The following is a 21,461-nucleotide window of genomic DNA, read 5'->3' on the forward strand; positions in this document are numbered from 1 at the left end:
TTGAGCGGCAGTTTGCGCCGCGCATAATTGCCGTCGAGAAAGGCCCTGCGTCCGGCTTTTCTGGACATGGGGACCATATGGCGATGGGACATCTCAGAACTGCCGCCCAAAGTCCCGGAATGCTGGTCCTTTGCAGGGACCAGATAGGTATCCGTAGCTACCAATCTGCCAAGCGCCGCATTGAACAAGCGCGCCGATTCTACTGCACTTTTTCCCATATTTATACGGCATGCCGTGTTCGGTGTGCGAGAAATAGGGACTGGCTCGCTGACCTCGATCCATGACCGGTCGGGTCGCTGAGATGTGGGGTGGTTGTCCGAATGGGATGGGCCGCCGGAGAACGGAGCAAGATTCAAGAGACGTCAGCGATGCCCCCTAAAAAAATGAGCCTCTTCAAACTCCCACTCCCCACGTGCCTCGCCGTCTTCCATGATTTCGTACACCGCAGCAACATCAGTCGAGGGAGGTAAATCAATCGAATATAACCTTCGACTTCCGGCAACTGAACCTTCGAAGGTGCATCCGAGATGATCGAGCTTATCGAATCCTCTCAAGAAATCCTCGTGGGTCTTTCTGGGAGGCAATTTTATGCGGTATGTCGAATGGCCGCCCCTTCTTAAAACTGATTCAAAAACGAGGCGCCCATCTTTTGAATGAGCTACAACTTCGTCCTGGTAGCTAACATCATAAATATAGAATGGGGAGTTATCTAGAAGAAAGGAACTTGCCCCTAATCGCTTAGCATGCAGATTTTCGTAGCTGCCATCGTCAAGTGTAAAAGATACGATTTCGGTTTCGGAAGTTTGATAGCTCATTTCTTGATTGCCTGTCCCTCGGTTGCCACTCGTCCGGATTTCTTGCGCCCTTTGAACGATTACAATCCCTGCAAGACTGACCTTCGTTCTCAGGGGTATTATTGCCTCCGCGACTTCTTGCATCAATGTGATCTCGCTCCCTCGAGTTACCTCGACCAGGCGAATTCGTCGTGGGCTGTCCACAATAGCGACAGGGAACACCCTCATTTGCCTGACGTGTTTCGGGTGATTCCGGCGCGAAACGTTTTCCCGATCCAGGGCCACCTGTAGAACCGCGTTTCCAATCTGGGCCGGGGAGGCGATCGGACGTCCGTGCGGCCCGAGCCTTTCGATTATTAAAGTTTGTCCCAGCGACCAAGTCGACCCCGGCAGCCAACGCATCGACGCTTATGGGATCACTAATTATTGTGCCAACGTCCTCAGCAATATCGACTACTTCATCAACTACCGCGCGATCGACTCTTTGGCCACGTACTACTCTCCTGCCAACATTGAAGAGGGAGCGACCTGCTCGCAGCAGACTTTCCCCCGTCGGATCCACGCTGTTTATCGGATCGTTTGCGACATACCCATAAAGGTTGACGTTATCCTCATAGCCAATCGGATCAGTTTGCATGAACCGCCCGAGCTTGGGCGAGTAGATGCGGGCCTTGTAGTAGTACATGCCGAGCTCGGGCAACCATACCTGGCCTGTGTATTGGAACCGTCCGCTATTGGACGCGCTTGGTTGGCCGTATTCGTCATAGGTGTTAATGACGCGGTTGCCGTCTTGGAAATTCGCGCTGTAGACAATCGATCCGCGAGCATCGTTGTGGAGGAACCGCGCGTACCCGATACCTGCGTATTGGCCGTCATAGGTCACCACCGGATCGTCAGCACCCATATCCGAACCATGGATATGACGAGCCAAGGTCGTGCCGCTAGCATTGAATTCACCGACCAGGGCATCTCCGTCGTGAAGATAGGCCCGCTCATCGTTCAGAACACCGCACGCGTAATTTTGAGTGCGATAGAGGCGGCCAAGCGGGTCATAGTACAGCCGTGCGGCGAGAACATTCGTGCCTGTGCCTCGAGGACATCCGACAGGTTCTGATTTAAAGCGCATCTCAACAAGGCGGTTTTCCACGTCATAAAGATATGTATTTGCACCATCGTCGGTCAGGTTGCCGTTGTCATCATAGGCATAATCGACCCCGCTAACAGCGGTGTACTGGTTGAGCCCGTTGGCCGCATAAGTGCGCGTGAGGGGGACAAATCCGTCCCAGCTGTATATGTCCTTGCTCTGCGTTTCGCTCTTGATCTGAGAGGCTGCATTGCGAGTGAAAGACCACGTCACATCATAATTGTTATTGGGTCCGTCAATCTCTGTAGAGGCCATCCGGCCAATCGGGTCATAGGTCCACTCTTGGTTCGGCACAGAGCTCGTATATTTTTGCATTAGGAACAGCTGACTATCGCTGTTGTAGCGATAATCGATCAACTGCTCTCCGCTGGGTCCGCGCAAACGGTTCAGGCGGCCATCAGAATATTGATCGTAGTAGAATGTTTTGTTGTCCCACCCGTGAGTTATTGAAGTTCGGCTGCCAATCGCGTCATAGGTGTAACTAAGCGTGCGGCCGGCGCTGACACCTGTATTGTCCGTCGTAGAGGTAACGCGCCCGTAGCGATCATAGCTCGAGCTCGTGCCGACACCATTGTCGCTGTCAAACCTCGCATGGGTTTGCAGGCCGCGGATATCGTATTCGTAAAAGACATTTCGGGTATGGATCGAAGCAAGGCCGGCACGCGGAAGGATCGTTTTTTCGATGACCCGATTGAGATTGTCGTATCTATAATTTATTACTGACCCATCACGCTTTTTTAGCGAGGTACGGTTGCCATTCGCATCGTAGCTATACTGTTCAAAATCGCCTAGATTTATCTCATCAAGAGCATCTGGTTCGGGAAAATACCAATGGGTTTGCCGGCCAAACCCGTCATATCGCATTTCAGCCAAATAACCGCGAGCATCGGTCATACTTGCCATTTCGCCATTTGGCGTGAACGTATAGGTCGCATAGTCGCGAACCAGCGGCGTTCCTACGCCCTGCTCAATCCGGACAACGCGGCTTTCGCTGTCATAATGCTTGCGCGTGATCCGGTCCGCTCCGTCCCCGCCCGTCGTGCCTGGCGTGCAGGCATCGCTGGGAAGGCTGGATAGGTTCATGCGGGCAGCGGTGCAATGCTCACGGTTAAGCGCATCATAGCTCATCTGCGTCACTGAATAAGGTGTGCCATCAGGTGACTTGACCGTGCTCTTCACCGCAAGCCTGCGCGCATTGTACTCGGTTTCAACGTCAGTAATAAGTGCAAACGAGGGTGACGCTGGCGAGCTGTCAGTGGTGTTCCAAGGCACCGTACCTGTCAGCACCTCGACAACCTGATCGTCTGCATCGCGATAGGTGAACTTTTGTGCGCTACGCCGTTGGTTCTCGCCTATTGGTCCGAATTCCCAGATCTTACGGCCCAGCGCGTCGTACCGAGCATATGTTGCATCTCCTGCCCCCGGCAGAGGCCCGTCGGCAGACAGCTGACGGCCCGCTGCATCGTATCTATAGTTCGTTGTCAGCCGGCCGCCGTCGGTGCCATCCGTAACGGTCTCGCTCGCGGGCAGCCGCGTAGCCTGAAAATACGTGAATTCTCGGACGAAGGAATTGGCGGTGTCGCAAGTCAGCTCGGTGCCGGAACTGTTTGCAGCACAGATTTCTTCGCGAGTTAGTCGACCGGTTGCATCGTATGTGTTTTTGACCTTGCGACGATTCCCGTTTTCATCAGAAGGATCTAGTTGCGTGAGCAAACCGCCGTGTACACTGCTCCACGTATAATCTGTTTGATTGCCATTCGCATCGCGTGTCCATTCCGGGAGATAGCACACGACGTTTTCACAAAGATTGTAGGTGTCATAATAAGCCTGCCGAGTGCTGGGCGATTGGCCGCTGCCAGGCTTTGGCGTGGTCGTCATTGACGTGACGTTGCCGCTCACATCATATTGAACGCTCACAGAGTTATCTTCGGGATACGTAATTTTGATTACGCGCTGCGCATTATCGTAATCATATTCTGTGACCCCGCCCTCAGAGTTAGTGATCCTATCAATGCGCTGTCTAAGGCCGCCTACGGAGCATCCGCCGACTGTGCTACAAGAAGACTGCAAGTCGTTAGTAATTTCAACTTGGCGAATAACTCCATCAGGCGTTGAAAGTGTTACTCGCTCTGCTGCGTCTGGCGAAAATGAAATCGATGCACTCACGATGTCATATGTGTAAGGAACGCCATCATTAGTAACAGTTAGTACTCTGTTGCCATTATTTTCAATTGTTGCCGCATGAAACGAAGGGTTGGTTTCGCCAGGTAAGATAAGACTTGAGCCCGGTCCGAGTTTTTCGCCGAAAGTCCGATAAACGCAGTTACAATCATAATTTCGTCCAGCGATATCGGTTATGGTTGCGCCAACTATATCGAGGGATGCCAGAGGAACAGCAGGATTGGCTGTCTCGACGATCTCCGCGCGCGCCAAAAAGTCCCAAAGTCCGGCCGGATCGTTGCTTCGGTATTCAAATTTAAGCTGATAGCCATATGAACTGGTGACCACCGTTGGTCGATGCGACAACACGTTGAATCCGGGAAAACGTTGCGCTGATTCGTACGTAAACGTTAACGTTTCACCGCCAGGTGTAATGACCTCGCTTGCAAGCCAATAGAGAGGTTGGCCTACCGTTGGGACGTTCTGGTCACCGGTACGAACGGTGAAATTGATACGTCGCCCCGTGCCAGCCTGAGTATATTGGTGATTACCCTGATAACCGCCGCCTGTCAGAACCGAGCCAGACCCTTTTACTCCGATACATTCATAAGGATTGTTCAAGCATCTAAAACCATCTGAACCAAGAGGTCCAGCATTCACTGAATAGCTCGCAGACGTCGTGTTAGGCGGAAATGTCGCTTGAATCAGCGGAACAAAGTCGGGCAAACTCGTAAATGTCAGCGCGGGTGCGGCAGGAATCGATAGCGTGGGCCTCTGTGCCTCAATCTCACCCGTTAGGTAGTTGACGCCATTTGCATCTTGCTCAACATCGAGAGGATCAATTTCTTGCGCGCTAACTATCGAGCCTGAAGCAAGTGCAAAAAAAGCAACGCTGCATGAATGAGGCCCAAGACGAACTGATTAGGACCTTTTATAAAGTATGTTTCCATCAGTCGTCTCCCACAATCTCTCGGCCGCGGCGTGACCTCGACCATCTGCCGAGCGAGACTTCAGCCAGACCGCAAAGGACACCTGGCCTTTCTCCGAGGAGCGCCTCAAACTGCTTCTGCATACCTTCAGAATATTCCGAACTAACTGTGCAAATGAAGTCCCGAAACTCGATTTGGGTTGGAATTGGGAACCCACCTTTTGCACACGGAAACTGAGTAAATCCTTTCGCTTCTAGCGCCGCCGCCGCATCATTTGGGGCAATGATACGGATTGCATTCTGTGTCGCGGTTGACGAGGCGCGAAGCATACACACGTTTGAACCTTGCGCAGCGCTGTTGGAGCTTTGCGCGAGGGCGACTGCCGCTGGCGCGGAACAAATACCCAACACTAAACCGCCTATGCCGCAGGTTGCTATCGAAAGTCTTCGAAGTAATTTCATCGGTTATTGCCCCAACGAATTTCAGATATAATGACCAAGAACATCAAGGATCAGCGCGGTTCACCTCCGCCACCGCCACCACAATTGCCAGTCGTCGCGGTCAGCTGCCCCGTCGATGAAGCGCCGAGGGAGTCTTCTACGGTGTAGGTAAACTGAGACATCCCCCAACTTGTGTTGTCGAAATCGACTTGAACGGTGCTCGCCGAATAGATCAACGCGTCCGAATTACCGGAATTCCTCACAATGCCTGTGAGCGTAAGCGGATAATTGCCTTCTGGATCACTATCGTTCGCCGTTAAATTCACAAAGGTCGTCGCCAGACATGCGCCAGACACAGTGTCTGAAGTCGTATTTGGCGGATTGTTGCTTGGAGGCGGTGGTGGTGACGGCGGGGGTGATGACGGCGGCGGGACTGCGCCCGTACATTCTGTTGCCCCAGCACTCGTGTTGGTCACATACTCTGTGCGATTATCAGCCTCATCGTAACAGATCGACTGAGTTTGATTGTCGTTCGGCCCGCCAGACGTCACGACGGTTATAAGCCGCCCTAATGAATCGTAAGTGTAGCTCTCAGTACTAGATTGGGCATTTAAATTAGCCGCATTTGAAAAAACGGCGACCGAAGTCCCTGTAAGTAAGATGGTACGAAGCAACATGGCGCCCCCTTGCCAGATTTGCTTTATATCTTCTGCAATTGTGACCGGCGGTCAAGTGGGATTGGTTGGGAATTAGCTTCGGTTAAAGACAATAAACGCTATTCAGCGACTTTCAGTCGCAAGCTCTACAGAAAATATGAAGGGGCGTGGTCGCAAAGTAGAGGCGGATCCTTGGCTTTTTAAACGTACTATCCTGCGGAGATCTTTGTAAGCTCTAAGCCCGAGGCACTTATTGGTGGCCTGAGTCGCGGGCTTATAGATAAGAGCGCTAATTCCATAAACTGACTGGAAGTCCTGACTAATAAGAAAGGTCAGTGTGCCGATTGACTTTTAACACGGGGAAACATGTCGTACGAATCTTCAAAATTGAAGTTCTTCATGGCCGAATGCAGGGTGGCTTACAAGGTGGTTCAAAGTCGATGAAACATATTTTAACGCTATTTTGCAGCACTTTAGTAGCTCGAATTGTGCATCTCGACCGCACCAATTTTTCACCGAGCATAAGCGGCATGTTTTCAGGCCCACATGCCCGTGTGTGTTTCGCGCTACGATTTGGGCTCTGATATCACCTGCAATCCAATGGTCCGCAGCGCCTTATGGCGCGTCGCCAGTCGGCGTCTCCACCCGGACTTTCTCGCCGCCGACCATCACCAGCACGGTTCGGGCAAGGATTTGCGCATCCAGCACCGGTCCGCGGTTGTCGATGTACCAGATGTCCAAAGCCACCTTTTGCTCCAGTGTCAGCAGCGTGTTGCCGCTAACCTGTGACCAGCCTGTCAGGCCCGGCTTCACCTCGCTGCGGCGATTGCCCAGCGCGCCAAGCTCTGCGATTGTTTCCGGCAGTAGCGGGCGCGGGCCGACAAAATTCATGTCCCCGCGCGCCACGTTCCACAGCCCCAGCAATTCATCAAGACGCGAACGGCGCAGGAATTTGCCGATGGCGGTGGTGCGCATCTCATCGGGCAGCAGCTCGCCATCCGGTCCGCGCGTATCCCGCATGGACCGGAATTTGACGAGTTCAAATGGAACCCGATCCTTGCCCGCGCGCATCTGACGGAACAGGACCGGGCGGCCCTGCATCACCAGCACTGCAATCGCGAGCAGAATAAGAAACGGCGCGGCCACCACTAGGATGAGCAAGGCGACGAGCCGAGAGAATACGGACATCAGGCGCTCACCCCGCATTTGCCGGAAGACGCCGCATTACCGTGCGCGGCCACAATTGCGCCGATGACATCCGCCAATGGTTGCGGCGAATATCCCTTTGCCCGCAGCCGGCTGCAATCGATAGCCGGAAAGCCCCTGTCGGCGTGTTCGCCGGCTGCTGTGCGATCCACGACGGCATCTTTGCCAGCGCATTCGGCCGCAATAGCGACAATTTCCGAAAGGGTATGGCGCACGCCGGAGGAAAGGTTGTATTCGCCCGCGAAATCGCCCTGTGCGGCCAGTAACAGGCCAGAGACGACATCACCCAAAGCGACGCAATCGCTGCCGTAGTCGGGGTTGGCCAGTGTAATACGCTCGCCGTTGACGACGTTGGCGGCGAACCGCGAAACCAGATCGCTGCCGGTCCCGATGACCGAGGATATTCGCATGATGGCGCAGGATATTCCGGGCCCGCTGCAAAGCTCGCGAGCGTAAGATTCCTGCGCAATTTTCGACGAGAGATAAAGCGTCCGGCTAACCGGGCGAATGGCGCTGCATTCATCGGCCACTGTGAGCGACGGATCGTAGATATTCGCGCTGGAGGCCATGACCATGCGCGGCACGCCTGCTTTGGCAAGGGCGCGGATGAAACGGCCACTGCCGAGCACGTTTGCCTCGAACAAGGCGCGCGCTGCATCATCGCTGGGCGCTGCGGTGTCTATCCTCGCCGCGAGATGCACGGCAACGTCTGCCCCGCGCAGCGCCTGTGCGGTTGTATCGCCGTCAGCCTCGTCCGCTAGGTCGAGCGTGTGCCAGTCGCCAAGCCCGCGTTTGCCCTCGGGGATGTTCCGCGCGAACAGGGTGAGATCGTGTCCTGCTGCCTTGGCGGCATCGGCAAAAGCGGCGCCGATTGTGCCAGTCGCGCCGGTCAGCGCGATGCGCATTACGCCGCCGCCTGCGCCGATGCGGCAGCTTCTCGCGGCAGCAATTGCTCTTCGAGAAAGCGGACGACCACGCCTTTGTTTAAGGGCGGCTGCGTAACCTGTTCATCGAACAACAGCTTGCCAAGCACCATGTCCACTTCATTAAAGCCGAGCAGCGCGCGCATGGGCGTGGTGCCGGAAAAACGCGCATTGATTTCAAATAGGCGAAACTGCCCGTCCGGTCCGCGGCGGAACTGCAAATTTGCAGGACCATACGGCTGCAGTGCGGCGGCAACCTTGCGAACATAAGCGTCGCAATCGGGGTATTCATCAGCATATGCGCGGAAAGTGTTCCCGTCGCGCAGGTCACGGCGCAGGACAATCGCGGCGCTGACTTCGCCATCAAAGCACAGCACGCCTGCGGTATATTCTTCATCGTCAGGACCGGCCCATTGCTGGATCACCAGCCCATCGCGCCCTTCGAGTGCCGCGTCCAGCTCTGCGCGGTCTTTGGCAAGCGACACGCCGACCGCGCGCGCGCCAATGCGCGGCTTTACCACCAGCGGGAAGCCGATATCTGCGATCAGCCCCTCGATGCCATCGCGATCTTCGCCCGCGACCGATTTCGGAAATGGCAGGCCGTTTGCCTCCAGCCAGCGAGCGGTTTCCAGCTTGTCATCGGCGATGCGGATGATGTCGGCGGGGCTAACGACGATCTTTGTGGCGAACCGCTCTTCCCATCGGGCGCGGTTTTCAGCGAAGATTTCCAGCTCCACATCCGTTCCGACCAGCACGGCATCCGGCTTGTCCCGTTCCAGCATCGCCTCAACCGCCGCTGTGTATTGGGGGTCGTTGGCCATTGGCAGGATGCCATGACTGTCGCCCCAGTAAAGACCGGGCGACAGCGGGTTCGGGTCGAACGCCAGCACGCGGTAATCACGGCCTGCGGATTTCAGCGATTTGATGATCCCCTGGCCGAGCACAGCGCCCGCTCCGGTAACAGCGATTGTTGTCATTGGTAGAACCTGCAAAGCATGGATTTGGTCTCTGGCGAAAGGCCGCTGGCGGCGTAGATGCCCGAACAATGGGTTTCGGCGTCGAAATCTATGGGCCGATCCTCAACCGACAGCTTTCCGCCATCGATTTCAACCATGGTCCAGGACGGGCCGCTGCCGTTTTTGCTGCGCGGCTGGCCAACCGAATTGACCACGTGCACCTCGGTGCCGGCATCGTCGCGAAATGTCTTTGGCCGGTGAAGGTGGCCGAAAATTCCAGCGGTAAATCCCCGTTCGCGAAGCTTCGTAGCGCCTGCCTGAAGCAGTTCTTCGTTGGAGAGATAGGTCCAGTCGCCATAGCCGAACGGATTGGCGTGGGCGAACAGGATGCTGCCCCACGCCCATTCCGGAATCCATTCGAGCCGTTCGGGCCATGTCTCACCCAGCTCGCGCCAGGTCCATTCGACGGATTCGCGAATCCAGTCCGGCAATTGATCGATATAGGCTGATCGCCGGTCGCGCAGATCGACATAAAGCTGTTCGTGATTGCCCCCGACCAGAAATGCCCCATCACGGTCAATCGCCTCACACGCGAGCTCCAGACACTCGCCCGGATCAACTCCGTAAGTGAACAGATCGCCGAGCAGGATAAGCTGGTCGAACCCTTCGGCGCGCGCCGCCGCCATCGCCTTGCGAAACGGCGCGGCGACGGAGTGGACGTCACTGATCACAGCAATGCGCATGGCTGGTCCCTGTCAGTCAGCGGCTTCAACCAAACCCGTCATCGGCGTAGAATTTCTCGCGCCGGAACAGCTTAACGATCTGCTCTTTCATCGTGCGTTTTTTAGGCACGCCGCCGGTGTAGTAGTCCGCAGCCTCGTGGTAGAACTGGACGCTGTCGCCATAACGGCGGCGGGCGTGTTCGGCGTAATCTACCTGGTCGTAAATGCACCCGGCGACATTGCCGCTTCCCAGCATTTCCAGCGTGGCGCGGAATTGTTCGACCGTGGTGTGACCCCAGCGCGCGACAAGAACCGTATCATCGGTGTAATCGCACATCGACCGGGCATCGCGCACCGCCAGCACGGCAGGCGCGTTGACAACCACAAGATCGAATCGCGATTTGAGGTCTTGGACAAGCTCATGGAAACGTGACGAACTGAGCACGGCAGCCGGTTCGGCCACCGGCTGAGACGCGCTGAGCAGTGCAAACCGGCTCAGCATTTCATCGTCATCCGGCTTGATGATCAGCTCGACGCCAGTGTCGGTCTGGGCGTATTCGGGGTCTTCCGGTGCATAAAGCGCCTGAAGATCAATCTCGCCGCGCACGACATCCATCAGTTCTGGCGCGTTGATGTCTTCCTGGATTTTCTGGAGGATGCCCGAACGCCGCAGGTCAAGGTCGAGGATCACAGCACGTTTGCCCATCGCAACAGCGGCCGCGGCCAGCGTCAACGCGACAACCGATTTCCCGTCACCCGGCAACGGTGATGTGACCAGCACGCTGTGCGACTGGTTCACCGGCATCAGCGCGCGAACTTCAGAATACATGGATCGCGCCACTTCGGAGAACATCGATTGCGGGTCTTTGAACACCGGGGATTCGCGCAGTTTAGGCGAAATGCCCTCTTCCATCTGCGGCAGCATGCCAAAGACCGGCAGCCCGAAGAATTTGCGGATCTGGGCGACAGTGCGCAGCCGGTCGTCCAGCATGTCGATTGTGAACGCGATCATCATGCCGAGAATGCCCGACCCGATCAGCGCAATCAGCGTCGTCTTGAGCGGCGAAGGCGAAACCGCTTCGTTATTCGGCGTCGCAGGCGAGATGATGTTCGACGTCACACCCTCAACCAGCTTTTCCGAACGGACGCGGGTGATCTGGTCGGCAACTTCGGCAACGGCCTGCGCGGACGAAACCGCCTCGCGCTGCAATTGTTCGAGCAGCGGCGTGTTGGCCGCGTTCTGATACGCCTTGGACGTGAGCGTTGAAACGACCGATTGCAATTGGCCAGCGCGCGCGGAATCGCGGGCGGCATCGGCGCGGGCCATCTCGCGGATGCGCGCAGCCTCCGCATCGGCCTGTTGCTGTGCAGCGGCGCGTGCAGCGGCCTGCTCTGTCGCCAGACTGGAGCGGACGCTGTCCAGTTCGGTGCGGACCCTCACCAGCTCGGGATAGCCATCGCCATAAGTCTGCGAGAGACGGGCCAGTTCAGCGCCCAGCTGCGCTTCCTGACGCTGCAACTGCTGGACCGCTGCCGATGTTGCACCCGCAGTCGATTGCATGGTTGATGCACGGGCGATGGCAGAGCTTTGCGCAGAAGAACCCGCACCCAGCGCGGATGCGGACGCAGCCTCGCCCATGATGCGATTGATCTGCGCGAGATCCTCCACCCCGCCTGCGCCGACCAGCATACCGTTTTCCTGGCGAAACTCGGCCAACGCCTCTGCGGCTTCTACCGCCTGCGTCATGCGCTCAGTGCGCTCGGCTGTAAGATCGTCAAGCAGTTCCTGACGGCGCGCATCGTTGCGTTCGCGTTTGAGATCGCGGACAGCGGCAGGAAATGCGTTGGCGATTTTCGCTGCCATTTCGGGCGAACGTGCAATCGCGGTCAGCTCGATCAAATCAGATCCGTCTTCGGATTGAACCTGCGTCATACCGAGCAGGGCCGAAATCGCGGCATTGCTCTGGTCAAGCTCAGAACCACTAGGCGCACCGCCCATTTCGCTATGAAATTCGGGATCTTCCAGCAAATCGAGCTGGTCGATCACAATCGCCGCCGAATTGCGCGAGCGATACAATTTGCGCTCGTTCGCCAGTCGCTGAACATTGCGCGCCAGAACATCGGCCTGGTTGGTGCCGGTGTCATCGATCAGCTCGACCTGGATGTTGGCCGTCGCGCGGTATTTGTTCGGAGAGAGCAACTGCCATGCCAGCGTAGCAAGGGTGGCCGCCGCGATGATCGCCAGGATCAGCATCTTGTGCCGTTCAAAGATACGGATCAGATCGGCCACGCCGAATTGTTCCGCCTGCATCGGCGGTGACTGCTGAAACTGCTGAGTCAAATAGCCGCGCCGCTGCGCAGGAAGGTTTTCCCGAGGCTGGTTAAGGGCGAGTTCGTTCACCGCATATCTCCAATCATCGCCGCCCTCAAATCGACAAAATGCGCGGCAACGTATCCGCAGGAATACAGGAAGTAGGGGGCCGGGGTAAAAGGCAATTGCGGGCGGTGGGGTCGCTCTTTCGACTACCCCTTTTGGTGCATAGGGCGCGCAGCTTCAGTGTTTTGCAGCGAGCGAGCGGTAGAGATCGCGGTGTTTTTCCGCGGTGTTTTCGATTGAGAAATCAGCGCTTTTTTCAATTGCGCCTTTCGAAAGGGCTGCATAATCGGCGCTGCCCGACAGCGCATCGGCGATCGTGCGGGCAATGGCTTCCGGATCGCCTAATGGCGCCTTAAGACCGTTAACCCCGTTATCAACCAGCTCCCGGTTTCCGGGCACTTCGGTCGCGACAATCGGCAGTCCGCTAGCCATCGCCTCCAGTAAAGTCAGCGGCATCCCTTCGTATAAAGAGACATTGAGATACAGGTCGCTGGCGCGCATGAGATCAGGCACGTCGGATCGTTCACCCAGAAACTGTACATCGCCCTCCAGCCCGCGCGCAGCCACCTCGGCCCGCAGTTTTTCAAGGTCCACGCCGCCGCCCGCTATCCGGAACTCGGGCATCTCTGCCATCGCATCGCCAGCTTTCAGCGCGGCGGCTGTTTCGATGAGCAGCGGGTAATTCTTTTGCTCGCTGATCGCGCCAACGGACAGGATACGCGCCTTCCCAGTCGGTGCCTGACGCGGCGATCCTGTGCTGAATGATCGGCCCGCCGCGTTGGGAATACGAATGATCGGTTTGCCCACATGCTCGCCCAAAATAGCCTCTACCTCGGCGCCAATTGCGACATAGCTGTCCGTAATCCGGTCCGATAACCGAAACCACTTGGGCGAAAAGGGGAGCTTTGTGTTGTGGTGGGTCAGCACAACCGGTGCCTTAATTCGGCCCAGCGCGATCATCGGCAGCGCGCGCACTGTGTGGGCATGGACCGCATCAGGATTGAACCCGCGCAGCGCCTTTCGCAAGGCAAGCGCGCCTGTCAAAGGGCCGCGTGAAGCCGGCATGCCAAGCGACACAAACGCGCCGCCCGCATCCCTTATCTCACCCGCAATGCGCCGCTCTGTCTCGGCTGAATTGCCCACCGTCTCCGCATCGCACAGCGCGATCACGAGCGAGGCATCACCGCAGCGCGCAAATTCCGCCGAAAGCCCGCTGACCAGGACTTCCGCGCCCCCCGATGTCAGGCTGTTGACGATGGAGCAGATGTTCATCGCTGAACTTGCCGCGTCAGGCGATAAAGCCGGTGCGGCGATAAAGTGCCGTGGCCGCGTCTGTCAGATGCTGGGCGAACAATTCCTGCACGCGGGCATCGTCTTCAGGGCCAAGGTAGTCGGTGTATCCTGCAACCTTGCCCCGCCGCACGCGCGATGCATCGGCGTCTTCGCGGTTGTAATCGTGGCCGGGAATTCCGGTCTGTTTTTCCTTTTTGCGCATCTTGTCGAACTGCGCCTTTCGCACGGCCTCATCCAGCACAGCCTCGTCCACCGCGACCCCCAGAAATTCGAGAGTCCGGCGCACGGCTGCGTGGGTATCGGTGCTCATATCTTCGTAACTGAGTATGAGCGAGCGGCGACCCTCCAGACCGGCGGCCCAGCCATTGTGGTAATCTGCAATGCTGGCAGCCCCGTATTGCCCGCTTTCGATGAATTCGGGGATGTCCCCCTCGAACCGGTGTTTGTGCCGCGTCTGGTGGAAATAGGACGAAACAAGCACGTCGCGCGGATCGCGCAGCAGCATGATGACCGGGGTCTGCCCAAACAGGTCGCCGTCGTAATCGCGGTGGCTTACCGCGACGAGCGGCATCTGGCCGTCCTTGTACCGCTCTGCCGAGGGGAGCCCGCGTTCCTGATCGAGGTCGTAATTGGGCAGGATGCGAAACGTGGAAAGCAGATCGGGTTCAAACCCCAGATCATACGCGCGCGCCATGTAAAGCGAGAGCAGGTATCGCAGCCATGTTCGCCCGCTTTTGGGATAGGACACCAGAAACGACCCCACTTCCCCGCGCCGGGACTGCAATTTCGCGTCGTGGTTCGACCGCCGGATTTCGCGAACCCGTTGCTTGAGTGCGGTAATCATCGTGCTTTTCCTTTAGAGAGGGTGTCGCCGGCTTCTGTCAGAAAGCCCTCGATCATATCGGTCCACTTTTCACCGATTTTGGCAGGTTGGAATTGCTGCGAGGTTTCCCGAGCGCGCGCGCCCAGTTTTTCGCGGAGCGGTTCATCGCGCATCAGGCGCGAAAGCGCATCGGCCAGCGCATCAACATCGCCATCGGGAACCAGCAGGCCGTCATCGCCGTGCGTGATCATGTCTTCGGGGCCAAAGTCGCAGGCAAACGACACTGCCGGCAAACCGGCGGCCATCGCCTCGCCCAGCACAAGCCCCCAGCCTTCGAAACGCGAGCTCAGAACAAACGCATCGGCAGTTTCGATCCATTCGCCCGGCACGCTGGTCACGCCGGGCAATTCCACCCGGTCGTTCAGGGCTAGATTGCTGCGCAGCGCCTCCAAGTCGGCCCGATCGGCCCCCTCGCCCCAGATGCGCAGCGTCCATTCCGGATGGTTGTCCGCAATCTTGGAAAATGCATGAAGCAACAGGTCGAAACCTTTTTGATGGGTCAGGCGGCCAACTGCGGTCAGCACCTTCGTCTCACCGGTTTCAGCCGGTTTTGCGGCGGTTGTGCCCCATTCTGCCATGTTTGGAATGACCCATGACCGTTTGCGCATCGCGGGCGGGAAACACTCCATCGCACCGCGCGTCATGGTGACCAGCCCGTCCGCCATCGGATAAGTTCGTCGGCGCAGCCAGCGCCAGACATTCCCGGGGTTTTGCTGCACTGGATTGTTGCGTTCGGACACGATCACCGGAATGCCAAGGCCGCGCGTCGCCAGGATCGTCTGGACATTGGAGCGCGTGAGAAAGCTGATGATGAGGTCCGGCTTGCTTGCGGTGAAATGCGCGCGCAAATCGCTGATGCGGGCGGCGATTTCGCGCATCGCGTCCAGTTTCGTCCGCCGTTTCACCGGACGCGCCAGATACGCGATGTCGATCCTTGGGTCAGGAGTGTAGTAAGGCGGATCTTCCCCGGTTTCGAAATTCACGATTTCAACCGCGTGGCCACGTTCGGCAAGCCTGTCGGCGACGAACGTGACCACGTGTTCTGACCCGCCTGCCCGCAGACCGGGAAGGACGAAGGCGACCCGTCCGGGCTCTGCCGCAGCGTTGTGCTTGTCGGCAAATTCGTTTTGCGAAAGATCATTCATGACGCAGCCGTCCTGTGATCGTGATCAGGAGTGTATGCGGTGCGAAACCCTATTTCGAGAGCGATTACAGTCAGCCCCGCGAACGCGATGTGCGCGTAATTTGCTCCGATCGCGCCAAAGGCCGGGATCGCGGCGAACGCGGTTGCAAAGAATGTCGCTGTCGCAATCAAGGCGATGGCGAGCACAGTGCCGGGCCGGTTCATTGCGAGCATGGATGAACGCGACGGTGCCGCGACCATGATGAGCACGACTGCAAAAAGCTGGGTCAGCAACAGCGGATAAACCGTCCCGAAATCGCTGCCGAACGCCCACTTCACAATCGGCTCTCCGATCAACCAGACCCCGCCGACCATCGCCAGCCCCATCCCGCCAAGCGTCGCCTGCACTTTGAATTTGACCGAGCGAACTTCGCCGAAACGCTTGCGCGCCCACATCCTTGAAAGATCGGGATAGATCACTGTCTGAACGTGCTGGCCGACCTGCTGGGCGACTTTGGCGAAGCGTTTGGCGATATGGTAAAACCCCGCCGATGTCGGACCAGCCATCGAGCCCACGAGCAGCGTATCGGCCTCCTGTGTCAAGGTGCGCAGCGCGCTCGACGCGTTGGTGGACCATGCAAATCCCATGAAACCGGGGAAGCGTGCTGTCAGTCCGTGGACCCCCGCCTCTAACGGATTGGCCACGCCCAGCTGTTTCAGCGCCCGCTGCGCAAGTATCCCGAACAGGGCCGTGTCGATCAGCTGCGCCGCAGTCCAGATCGCCAGGAATGTCCCGATATCCGCGCCCATGAAGTAGGCAGCACCTGCAAAAAGGAACCGCAGAGCTGCCGAGAAAAGCTGGAAATAGGCGAGCCGTTTGAACTGTCCGGCCATACGCAAAGCAGCCGTCGGCACTCCGCGCACATTAAAGGCAATGGCAGGCGCGAAAATTGCCAGCAGGTAAAACTGCGACTGGTCGAGGCCGACGACAGGCAGCAGGAAATACCCGGCAGTCAGCATGATCGCCGCGGCAAGCAGCGCGCACCCGATATCGAGCAGCAGGCCCAGCAGGAACAATTGCGCCATCCGCTGCGGATCGCCTTCAATATCGGTCTGCGCGCCGAACCGGATGAGCGGCTGCCAGCTTTCAAACCGGATCAGACGTTCGCATATTCGCCCGATGGTCAACACCAGCGCGAGCACGCCGTATGCCTCCGGCCCCAGGGCGCGGGCGGCAACGACGGTGCTGACCGCCATTAGCGCTGCAACCGCGATGCTGCCGGTCAGCAGGTGCGCGATACTTTCAAGCCGGGAGCGCAGAACACCGCGCGGCCCAATCGCGGCCAGCCCATCGCGAAAAGCGCCGGCCATCAGCTGCGATACCACATTTTCGGCGCTTTGAGATGCGCAGGTTGCAGGGCGAAAAAGGTGCTAATCGCGAGCAGGACGGGCAAGATCCACTGGCGTGAATACATGTGCGGGATCGAGAAAGAGTAGACCATGAAGACCGCGACAACCGCAAGGATCATCGCGCCTTCCATCCGGCTTTTGGTGATAGCCGAAAGCGCGCCGCCGATCAGGATCAAAAGCAGCATCAACAATCCGACAAACGCAATCGCCCCGCCTTCATTCCAGATCAGCAGATGAAGTTCGTGGACCGGCGCACCGTAAAAACTTTCAACGCGGTATTGATCGACGCCTTGACCAATAAAGACGTGATCGTCGGCTTTTTGCCAAGCCTCCTCGATCAGTTTGGAGCGGTCGGTGAATGTGCCAGCCTGGCTAAGGTCGCCGGTAGAGATCGCGCCTGCCACGCGGTCCTCGAACGTCTCGGGTAGAGGCAGTCCCGATGCGACAAACAAACCCGCACCGACGACAGCGACCACTGCAAAACGCAGAAACAGGCCGAGACCCGATACCACCAGAAAAACGCTGACCGCGATGACCGAGGCAGCAAAGCCGGTGAACGATCCGCTCGCTAGCAATCCCCACACCAGCATCGCGCCGCATATCAGGCCGATGCCCAGCGGGATTGTGCGTTTCTGGATGCAATAGAACAGCATCGGCAGCGCATAGGCGATCATTGCGCCATTACTATTAGGCTCCCCCGTCATCGCGCCGACACGGCCATTGCCTGTCAGGAAACCCTTGCCCATCAGCGCCAGCGTGTCGGCAGGTTCGAACAGCAGGCTGGCGGAAACCCCGATCAACTGCGAAACGGTGATGCCCAGAACGAATAAAGCGGGCAGGCGGCGCGTGAGCGTCGTCTCCTGACCCATCAGGATCATCGGGATTAGCAGGAACGCGAACAGGTATTGCCCCGCAACAATCACCCAGCGTTCGACCACTCCGTTGACCACAGTGCTAAGCAACAGACCGCCCAGCATCAGCGCAAGCCCGATGAACCAGAACACTGTCATCGCCGAGAACGGGCGGGTGTTCAGCTGGGTGCGGAACAGCATCACCACCAGCACGAACATCAGCAGGACATCGCTAAGTGTAAGGTTAATAGGCCCGACGCGAAGCAGCGACCAGCCGGCCAGGAAAATTGAGGCGCACAGCATGAACCGGGCTATCCGCTGGATCGTGCCACGCTTGCCGATATTGGCGTAATCCAGAACAGGCATAGCTTGCGCCCCGGCCTGCTCATCATAGGCCGGAGCCGCGCCGTGCTCGTCGAAACCGCCAGCGTCGTTCAAAGTCTGATCCTGACTCATATTCAGCTGGCACTTTGCAGCCCGCACCTTTTCGGCACAACGGCTTATGCGGTCAGTCTGCGGCGCATTCGGGCTAACTCTGCGTACCAGTAATTAGCCTTTCGGATATACCAAAGATACCTTGCCCGGACACCGGCCTTACGGCGATGTTGCGGCGGTCAGGAGTGTGCAAAACCTCGCCCATGCAACGCAACAACCCCCTCAAGCTGATTCATGTAGCAGGCTATGGCTGCGGCAGCGCATGGTCGCTGATGAAGGCGCAGCAACAGGTCGCGGACAGCCGCCACCGGATGCAGGACCAGATACGGATCGAGGAAGGCGACGGCTGGAAAGTGAAAATTCCGCGCGCCAAACAGGCGGTGTTCTCGAGCCTCGCAGAGCTGCTGCCGCGGCGGTATGAGTATTTCCGCAACCCGGACTATGATAGGCTGCAAGGCAACGCAGATGATCACTCGATGGCGGAGAAACCGGCATGACAAGCGTCACTTCAAATTTTGCAGCCGCACTTCCAGCGCCGCTGGTGCTGGTACTCAGCGCCAGTCTTGCGCTTTCGGCTTGCGCTGAAAAGGTTGAAGCTGCCCCTCCTCCCGCTCCGCAGGCCGTATCGGGAGCGAAAGCATTCCCGGCAGCCCTCGGATACGGAGCAAGCGCCGCAGGCGGCAGCGGCGGAAAGATCATTTACGTTACCAATCGCGAGGATTCCGGCGCGGGATCGCTGCGAAACTGCCTGATTTCCAAAGGCAAGCGGACCTGCGTTTTCCGTATCGGCGGCGTGTTCCGCTTCACCGGGCGGCCGCCCGTGATCAAGAACCCCTATCTTACCATAGCGGGGCAAACTGCGCCCGGCGGCGGGGTGGTGATCACCCATGCTGGCGGCAGAAACGCGCGCACGCCAATCCTGATCAAAAACACGCACGATGTCGTCGTGCGCAATGTGCGCATCCGGCTCGACAGGCTTAGCGCAAATCGCGAAAGCGACGACGCGATCACGATCGAAAACAGCCGCAAGGTCGTGATCGATCATGTCAGCGCCAGCTGGGCCAGCGATGAACTCATCAATGGCTACGGCGACAATGACGAAATCACGATCAGCAATTCGATCTTTGCTTACGGCATTCCCCGGCATGACAAATGCGCCCTGCTTGGCAGCGATCCCAAGGATGCGCAGCGCCTAAGCTTTATCGGAAATATCTGCGCGCATAACGGGGACCGCAACCCCGACATCAATTTCCCGCCGGGATCATGCGTGGAGGTGATGAACAACGTCCTCTACAACGCGGAATCCCAATTCGCGGAAGTGTGGGAAAGTTACAGAGGAACGCCGGTATCGATCATCGGCAACACCTTCGTCAAAGGCCCAAATTCCCATCGGAATACGCAAGGCATTGCACTCGAGACGATCGGATCGACAGGCGATGCAAGAATTTACATCTGGGACAATGCCTTTACCGGCAATTTCGACCACATCTCCAGCGCAGCGCAGCAGGCACAGGTCGCGCAGGCTCCCTGCCCGCCTACGATCCAGCCTAAAAGTGCATCGCAGGGTTATGCCAGCACGCTCGCGAATGCGGGAGCCTGGCCGCGCGATGCAATCGACAGCCGCGTTGCTTCGGACATAACATCCCGGTCCGGAAGCATTGTTTCAGGTCCGGGCAGGATTCCCGAGATCGCGAAGGGCAATGCCTATGCCGATATGGACAAGGACGGCATGGATGATGCGTGGGAAGTCAGCCATGGATCAAGTCCGCAGGTCTTCGACCCATGGGCTGATACGGACGGCAATGGCGTGTCCAATTTTGAAGATTTCCTGACCTACCGCGACAGCGTGCTGCGCGCTGGACAGGGCTGACCCATGAACGCCGTCGATCTGTCTGTGCCGGTCTCGCAAGATGCCTCAAAGGATGTGCCCCAGCGCAAAACGATCTGTTACCCGTTTGCAGGCGACAGTATCGGGGGCAGTCATATTTCGCTGCTCGGCCTGCTTGAAAATCTGGATCCGGGCCGGTTCCGTATCTTGATTGTGCCCGAAATACCCGATGGAAAAATCGCACGGCATTTTGGAGCGTTCGAACAATTGTCGGATCCTGCCAGACCCAGCACCTCTTTCACTCCAGACGAAGCGTTCAATCCGCGCAAATACCTCAAGACACTGGCCGGACTGCCCAAACGCATCCGGTTCTTGCGCGAAAACGGCATCGACCTCGTCCATTCCAATGACGGGCGCACCCATGCGACATGGTCGCTGGCTGCGCGCGCCGCCGGTTTGCCATTGGTCTGGCATCACCGCGCCGACCCGGCCGCCCTGGGCCTGCGTTTTCTTGCACCCGCGCTTGCCAGCCGGGTTTTGACCGTCTCAAGCTTTTCCCTGCCCAAAGGCAAAATCTGGAGCGCGGCGGACAAATCGCAGGTTGTTTTCAGCCCGTTCGACACATCGATCACCGTAGACCGCGACAAAGCGCGGGCAATGGTGCTTTCGGCGGCTGACCTGCCCGCCGATGCGCTTATCCTTGGCTATATCGGCAGTTTCGTGCCGCGAAAACGCCCGTTGCTGTTCGTCGATGCAATCAAGGAATTGCGTGCCCGGCTGAATCGCCCGGTCTTCGGCTTGATGTTTGGCGAGGCCGTTGTGCCGGAAATGGAACAGAAGCTGCGCGGTCATATTGCCGCATCGGGGGTGGAGGACTGCGTAAAGCTCATGGGCCTGCGCACACCGGGCCATGAATGGATCGGCGGCTGCGATCAATTGCTGGTCCCAGCTATCAGCGAACCGCTTGGCCGGACACTTGTTGAGGCAATGCTGGTCGGCACGCCCGTGGTCGCGACCAGCTCAGGCGGCAATCCCGAAGCATTGGCCGGGCATACCGGTCACCTGGTCGAGCCTGAAAGCGCAGCGGCGCTGGCCAGCGGCGCCGAATTATTGCTTAATAATCCCGCCGAAACAGAACAGATGGTGAAGCGCGCTGCCGTTTCGGCGCGGGACCGGTTCGGCATACAGCGGCACACGCAAAGCGTCACACAGGTCTACGAGACTCTGCTGGACTGATCGCAGCAAATTCTGCGGCGAATGCCCTATCGCAGCGCGCGAACGGGCAGTCACGGCGGTTAGCCCCTGATCAGACCCGCCGCGCCATCACGCCG

16 protein-coding genes are annotated in these 21,461 nt (G+C 57.9%); 3 read left to right on the plus strand and 13 right to left on the minus strand.

Features of this window, described 5'->3' with window-relative positions:
- Positions 1-362: 362 nt before the first annotated feature.
- From ACGHU1_RS14910 to ACGHU1_RS14970, 13 genes are all read right to left on the minus strand, one after another.
- Positions 363-815: a DUF4265 domain-containing protein gene (locus ACGHU1_RS14910; RefSeq protein WP_390588228.1), complete on the minus strand. Its 453-nt coding sequence runs from the start codon at positions 813-815 to the stop codon at positions 363-365.
- A complete protein-coding gene (locus ACGHU1_RS14915) occupies positions 769-4,719 on the minus strand; it encodes an RHS repeat-associated core domain-containing protein (RefSeq protein ID WP_390588230.1) in 3,951 nt (1,316 codons plus the stop codon). The genes ACGHU1_RS14910 and ACGHU1_RS14915 overlap by 47 nt, the downstream gene beginning before the upstream one ends.
- A gap of 819 nt (positions 4,720-5,538) precedes the next feature.
- On the minus strand, positions 5,539-6,144 hold the full coding sequence (locus ACGHU1_RS14920; RefSeq protein WP_390588232.1) for an Ig-like domain-containing protein: 606 nt from the start codon (positions 6,142-6,144) through the stop codon (positions 5,539-5,541).
- A gap of 594 nt (positions 6,145-6,738) precedes the next feature.
- Positions 6,739-7,311, minus strand: coding sequence for a sugar transferase (locus ACGHU1_RS14925; protein WP_390588234.1), 573 nt, complete (start codon positions 7,309-7,311; stop codon positions 6,739-6,741).
- A complete protein-coding gene (locus tag ACGHU1_RS14930; protein ID WP_390588236.1) occupies positions 7,311-8,234 on the minus strand; it encodes an NAD-dependent epimerase/dehydratase family protein in 924 nt (307 codons plus the stop codon). The genes ACGHU1_RS14925 and ACGHU1_RS14930 overlap by 1 nt, the downstream gene beginning before the upstream one ends.
- Positions 8,234-9,229, minus strand: a complete 996-nt coding sequence (locus ACGHU1_RS14935; protein ID WP_390588238.1) for an ATP-grasp domain-containing protein — start codon at positions 9,227-9,229, stop codon at positions 8,234-8,236. Before ACGHU1_RS14935 ends, ACGHU1_RS14930 begins: the two co-directional genes overlap by 1 nt.
- Positions 9,226-9,951: a metallophosphoesterase family protein gene (locus ACGHU1_RS14940; RefSeq protein WP_390588240.1), complete on the minus strand. Its 726-nt coding sequence runs from the start codon at positions 9,949-9,951 to the stop codon at positions 9,226-9,228. Before ACGHU1_RS14940 ends, ACGHU1_RS14935 begins: the two co-directional genes overlap by 4 nt.
- Positions 9,952-9,976: 25 nt before the next feature.
- Positions 9,977-12,331 carry a GumC family protein gene (locus ACGHU1_RS14945; protein WP_390588242.1) on the minus strand — a complete coding sequence of 785 codons (2,355 nt, stop codon included), beginning with the start codon at positions 12,329-12,331 and terminating at the stop codon, positions 9,977-9,979.
- A 153-nt stretch (positions 12,332-12,484) separates the two neighbouring features.
- Positions 12,485-13,579, minus strand: a complete 1,095-nt coding sequence (locus ACGHU1_RS14950) for a glycosyltransferase family 4 protein (protein ID WP_390588243.1) — start codon at positions 13,577-13,579, stop codon at positions 12,485-12,487.
- Between the two features lie 16 nt (positions 13,580-13,595).
- Positions 13,596-14,444 carry a sulfotransferase domain-containing protein gene (locus tag ACGHU1_RS14955; protein WP_390588244.1) on the minus strand — a complete coding sequence of 283 codons (849 nt, stop codon included), beginning with the start codon at positions 14,442-14,444 and terminating at the stop codon, positions 13,596-13,598.
- A complete protein-coding gene (locus tag ACGHU1_RS14960; RefSeq protein WP_390588245.1) occupies positions 14,441-15,628 on the minus strand; it encodes a glycosyltransferase family 4 protein in 1,188 nt (395 codons plus the stop codon). The genes ACGHU1_RS14955 and ACGHU1_RS14960 overlap by 4 nt, the downstream gene beginning before the upstream one ends.
- On the minus strand, positions 15,625-16,977 hold the full coding sequence (locus ACGHU1_RS14965; RefSeq protein ID WP_390588247.1) for a lipopolysaccharide biosynthesis protein: 1,353 nt from the start codon (positions 16,975-16,977) through the stop codon (positions 15,625-15,627). The genes ACGHU1_RS14960 and ACGHU1_RS14965 overlap by 4 nt, the downstream gene beginning before the upstream one ends.
- The gene (locus ACGHU1_RS14970; RefSeq protein ID WP_390588248.1) at positions 16,977-18,323 is read right to left on the minus strand and encodes an O-antigen ligase family protein; all 1,347 of its coding nucleotides are present in this window, start codon (positions 18,321-18,323) and stop codon (positions 16,977-16,979) included. The genes ACGHU1_RS14965 and ACGHU1_RS14970 overlap by 1 nt, the downstream gene beginning before the upstream one ends.
- 182 nt (positions 18,324-18,505) lie before the next feature.
- Between ACGHU1_RS14970 and ACGHU1_RS14975 the strand changes: the two genes are divergently transcribed.
- From ACGHU1_RS14975 to ACGHU1_RS14985, 3 genes are read left to right on the plus strand one after another with little or no spacing between them, the layout of a single operon-like run.
- On the plus strand, positions 18,506-18,799 hold the full coding sequence (locus tag ACGHU1_RS14975) for a hypothetical protein (protein ID WP_390588250.1): 294 nt from the start codon (positions 18,506-18,508) through the stop codon (positions 18,797-18,799).
- Positions 18,796-20,172 (plus strand): polysaccharide lyase family 1 protein, encoded by a 1,377-nt coding sequence (locus ACGHU1_RS14980; protein WP_390588251.1) that lies wholly within the window; start codon positions 18,796-18,798, stop codon positions 20,170-20,172. Before ACGHU1_RS14975 ends, ACGHU1_RS14980 begins: the two co-directional genes overlap by 4 nt.
- Positions 20,173-20,175: 3 nt before the next feature.
- Positions 20,176-21,366, plus strand: coding sequence for a glycosyltransferase family 4 protein (locus ACGHU1_RS14985; RefSeq protein ID WP_390588252.1), 1,191 nt, complete (start codon positions 20,176-20,178; stop codon positions 21,364-21,366).
- Positions 21,367-21,461: the final 95 nt, after the last annotated feature.

The organism is Erythrobacter sp. MTPC3 (genome assembly GCF_042854385.1).
Taxonomy (GTDB): domain Bacteria; phylum Pseudomonadota; class Alphaproteobacteria; order Sphingomonadales; family Sphingomonadaceae; genus Erythrobacter.

Coding starts and splice junctions, on each gene's coding strand:
- ACGHU1_RS14965 (WP_390588247.1), bottom strand. CDS start 16,977: ATGGCCGGCGCTTTTCGCGATGGGCTGGCCGCGATTGGGCCGCGCGGT.
- ACGHU1_RS14910 (WP_390588228.1), bottom strand. CDS start 815: ATGAGCTATCAAACTTCCGAAACCGAAATCGTATCTTTTACACTTGAC.
- ACGHU1_RS14940 (WP_390588240.1), bottom strand. CDS start 9,951: ATGCGCATTGCTGTGATCAGTGACGTCCACTCCGTCGCCGCGCCGTTT.
- ACGHU1_RS14950 (WP_390588243.1), bottom strand. CDS start 13,579: ATGAACATCTGCTCCATCGTCAACAGCCTGACATCGGGGGGCGCGGAA.
- ACGHU1_RS14975 (WP_390588250.1), top strand. CDS start 18,506: ATGCAACGCAACAACCCCCTCAAGCTGATTCATGTAGCAGGCTATGGC.
- ACGHU1_RS14980 (WP_390588251.1), top strand. CDS start 18,796: ATGACAAGCGTCACTTCAAATTTTGCAGCCGCACTTCCAGCGCCGCTG.
- ACGHU1_RS14970 (WP_390588248.1), bottom strand. CDS start 18,323: ATGAGTCAGGATCAGACTTTGAACGACGCTGGCGGTTTCGACGAGCAC.
- ACGHU1_RS14920 (WP_390588232.1), bottom strand. CDS start 6,144: ATGTTGCTTCGTACCATCTTACTTACAGGGACTTCGGTCGCCGTTTTT.
- ACGHU1_RS14985 (WP_390588252.1), top strand. CDS start 20,176: ATGAACGCCGTCGATCTGTCTGTGCCGGTCTCGCAAGATGCCTCAAAG.
- ACGHU1_RS14930 (WP_390588236.1), bottom strand. CDS start 8,234: ATGCGCATCGCGCTGACCGGCGCGACTGGCACAATCGGCGCCGCTTTT.
- ACGHU1_RS14960 (WP_390588245.1), bottom strand. CDS start 15,628: ATGAATGATCTTTCGCAAAACGAATTTGCCGACAAGCACAACGCTGCG.
- ACGHU1_RS14955 (WP_390588244.1), bottom strand. CDS start 14,444: ATGATTACCGCACTCAAGCAACGGGTTCGCGAAATCCGGCGGTCGAAC.
- ACGHU1_RS14935 (WP_390588238.1), bottom strand. CDS start 9,229: ATGACAACAATCGCTGTTACCGGAGCGGGCGCTGTGCTCGGCCAGGGG.
- ACGHU1_RS14925 (WP_390588234.1), bottom strand. CDS start 7,311: ATGTCCGTATTCTCTCGGCTCGTCGCCTTGCTCATCCTAGTGGTGGCC.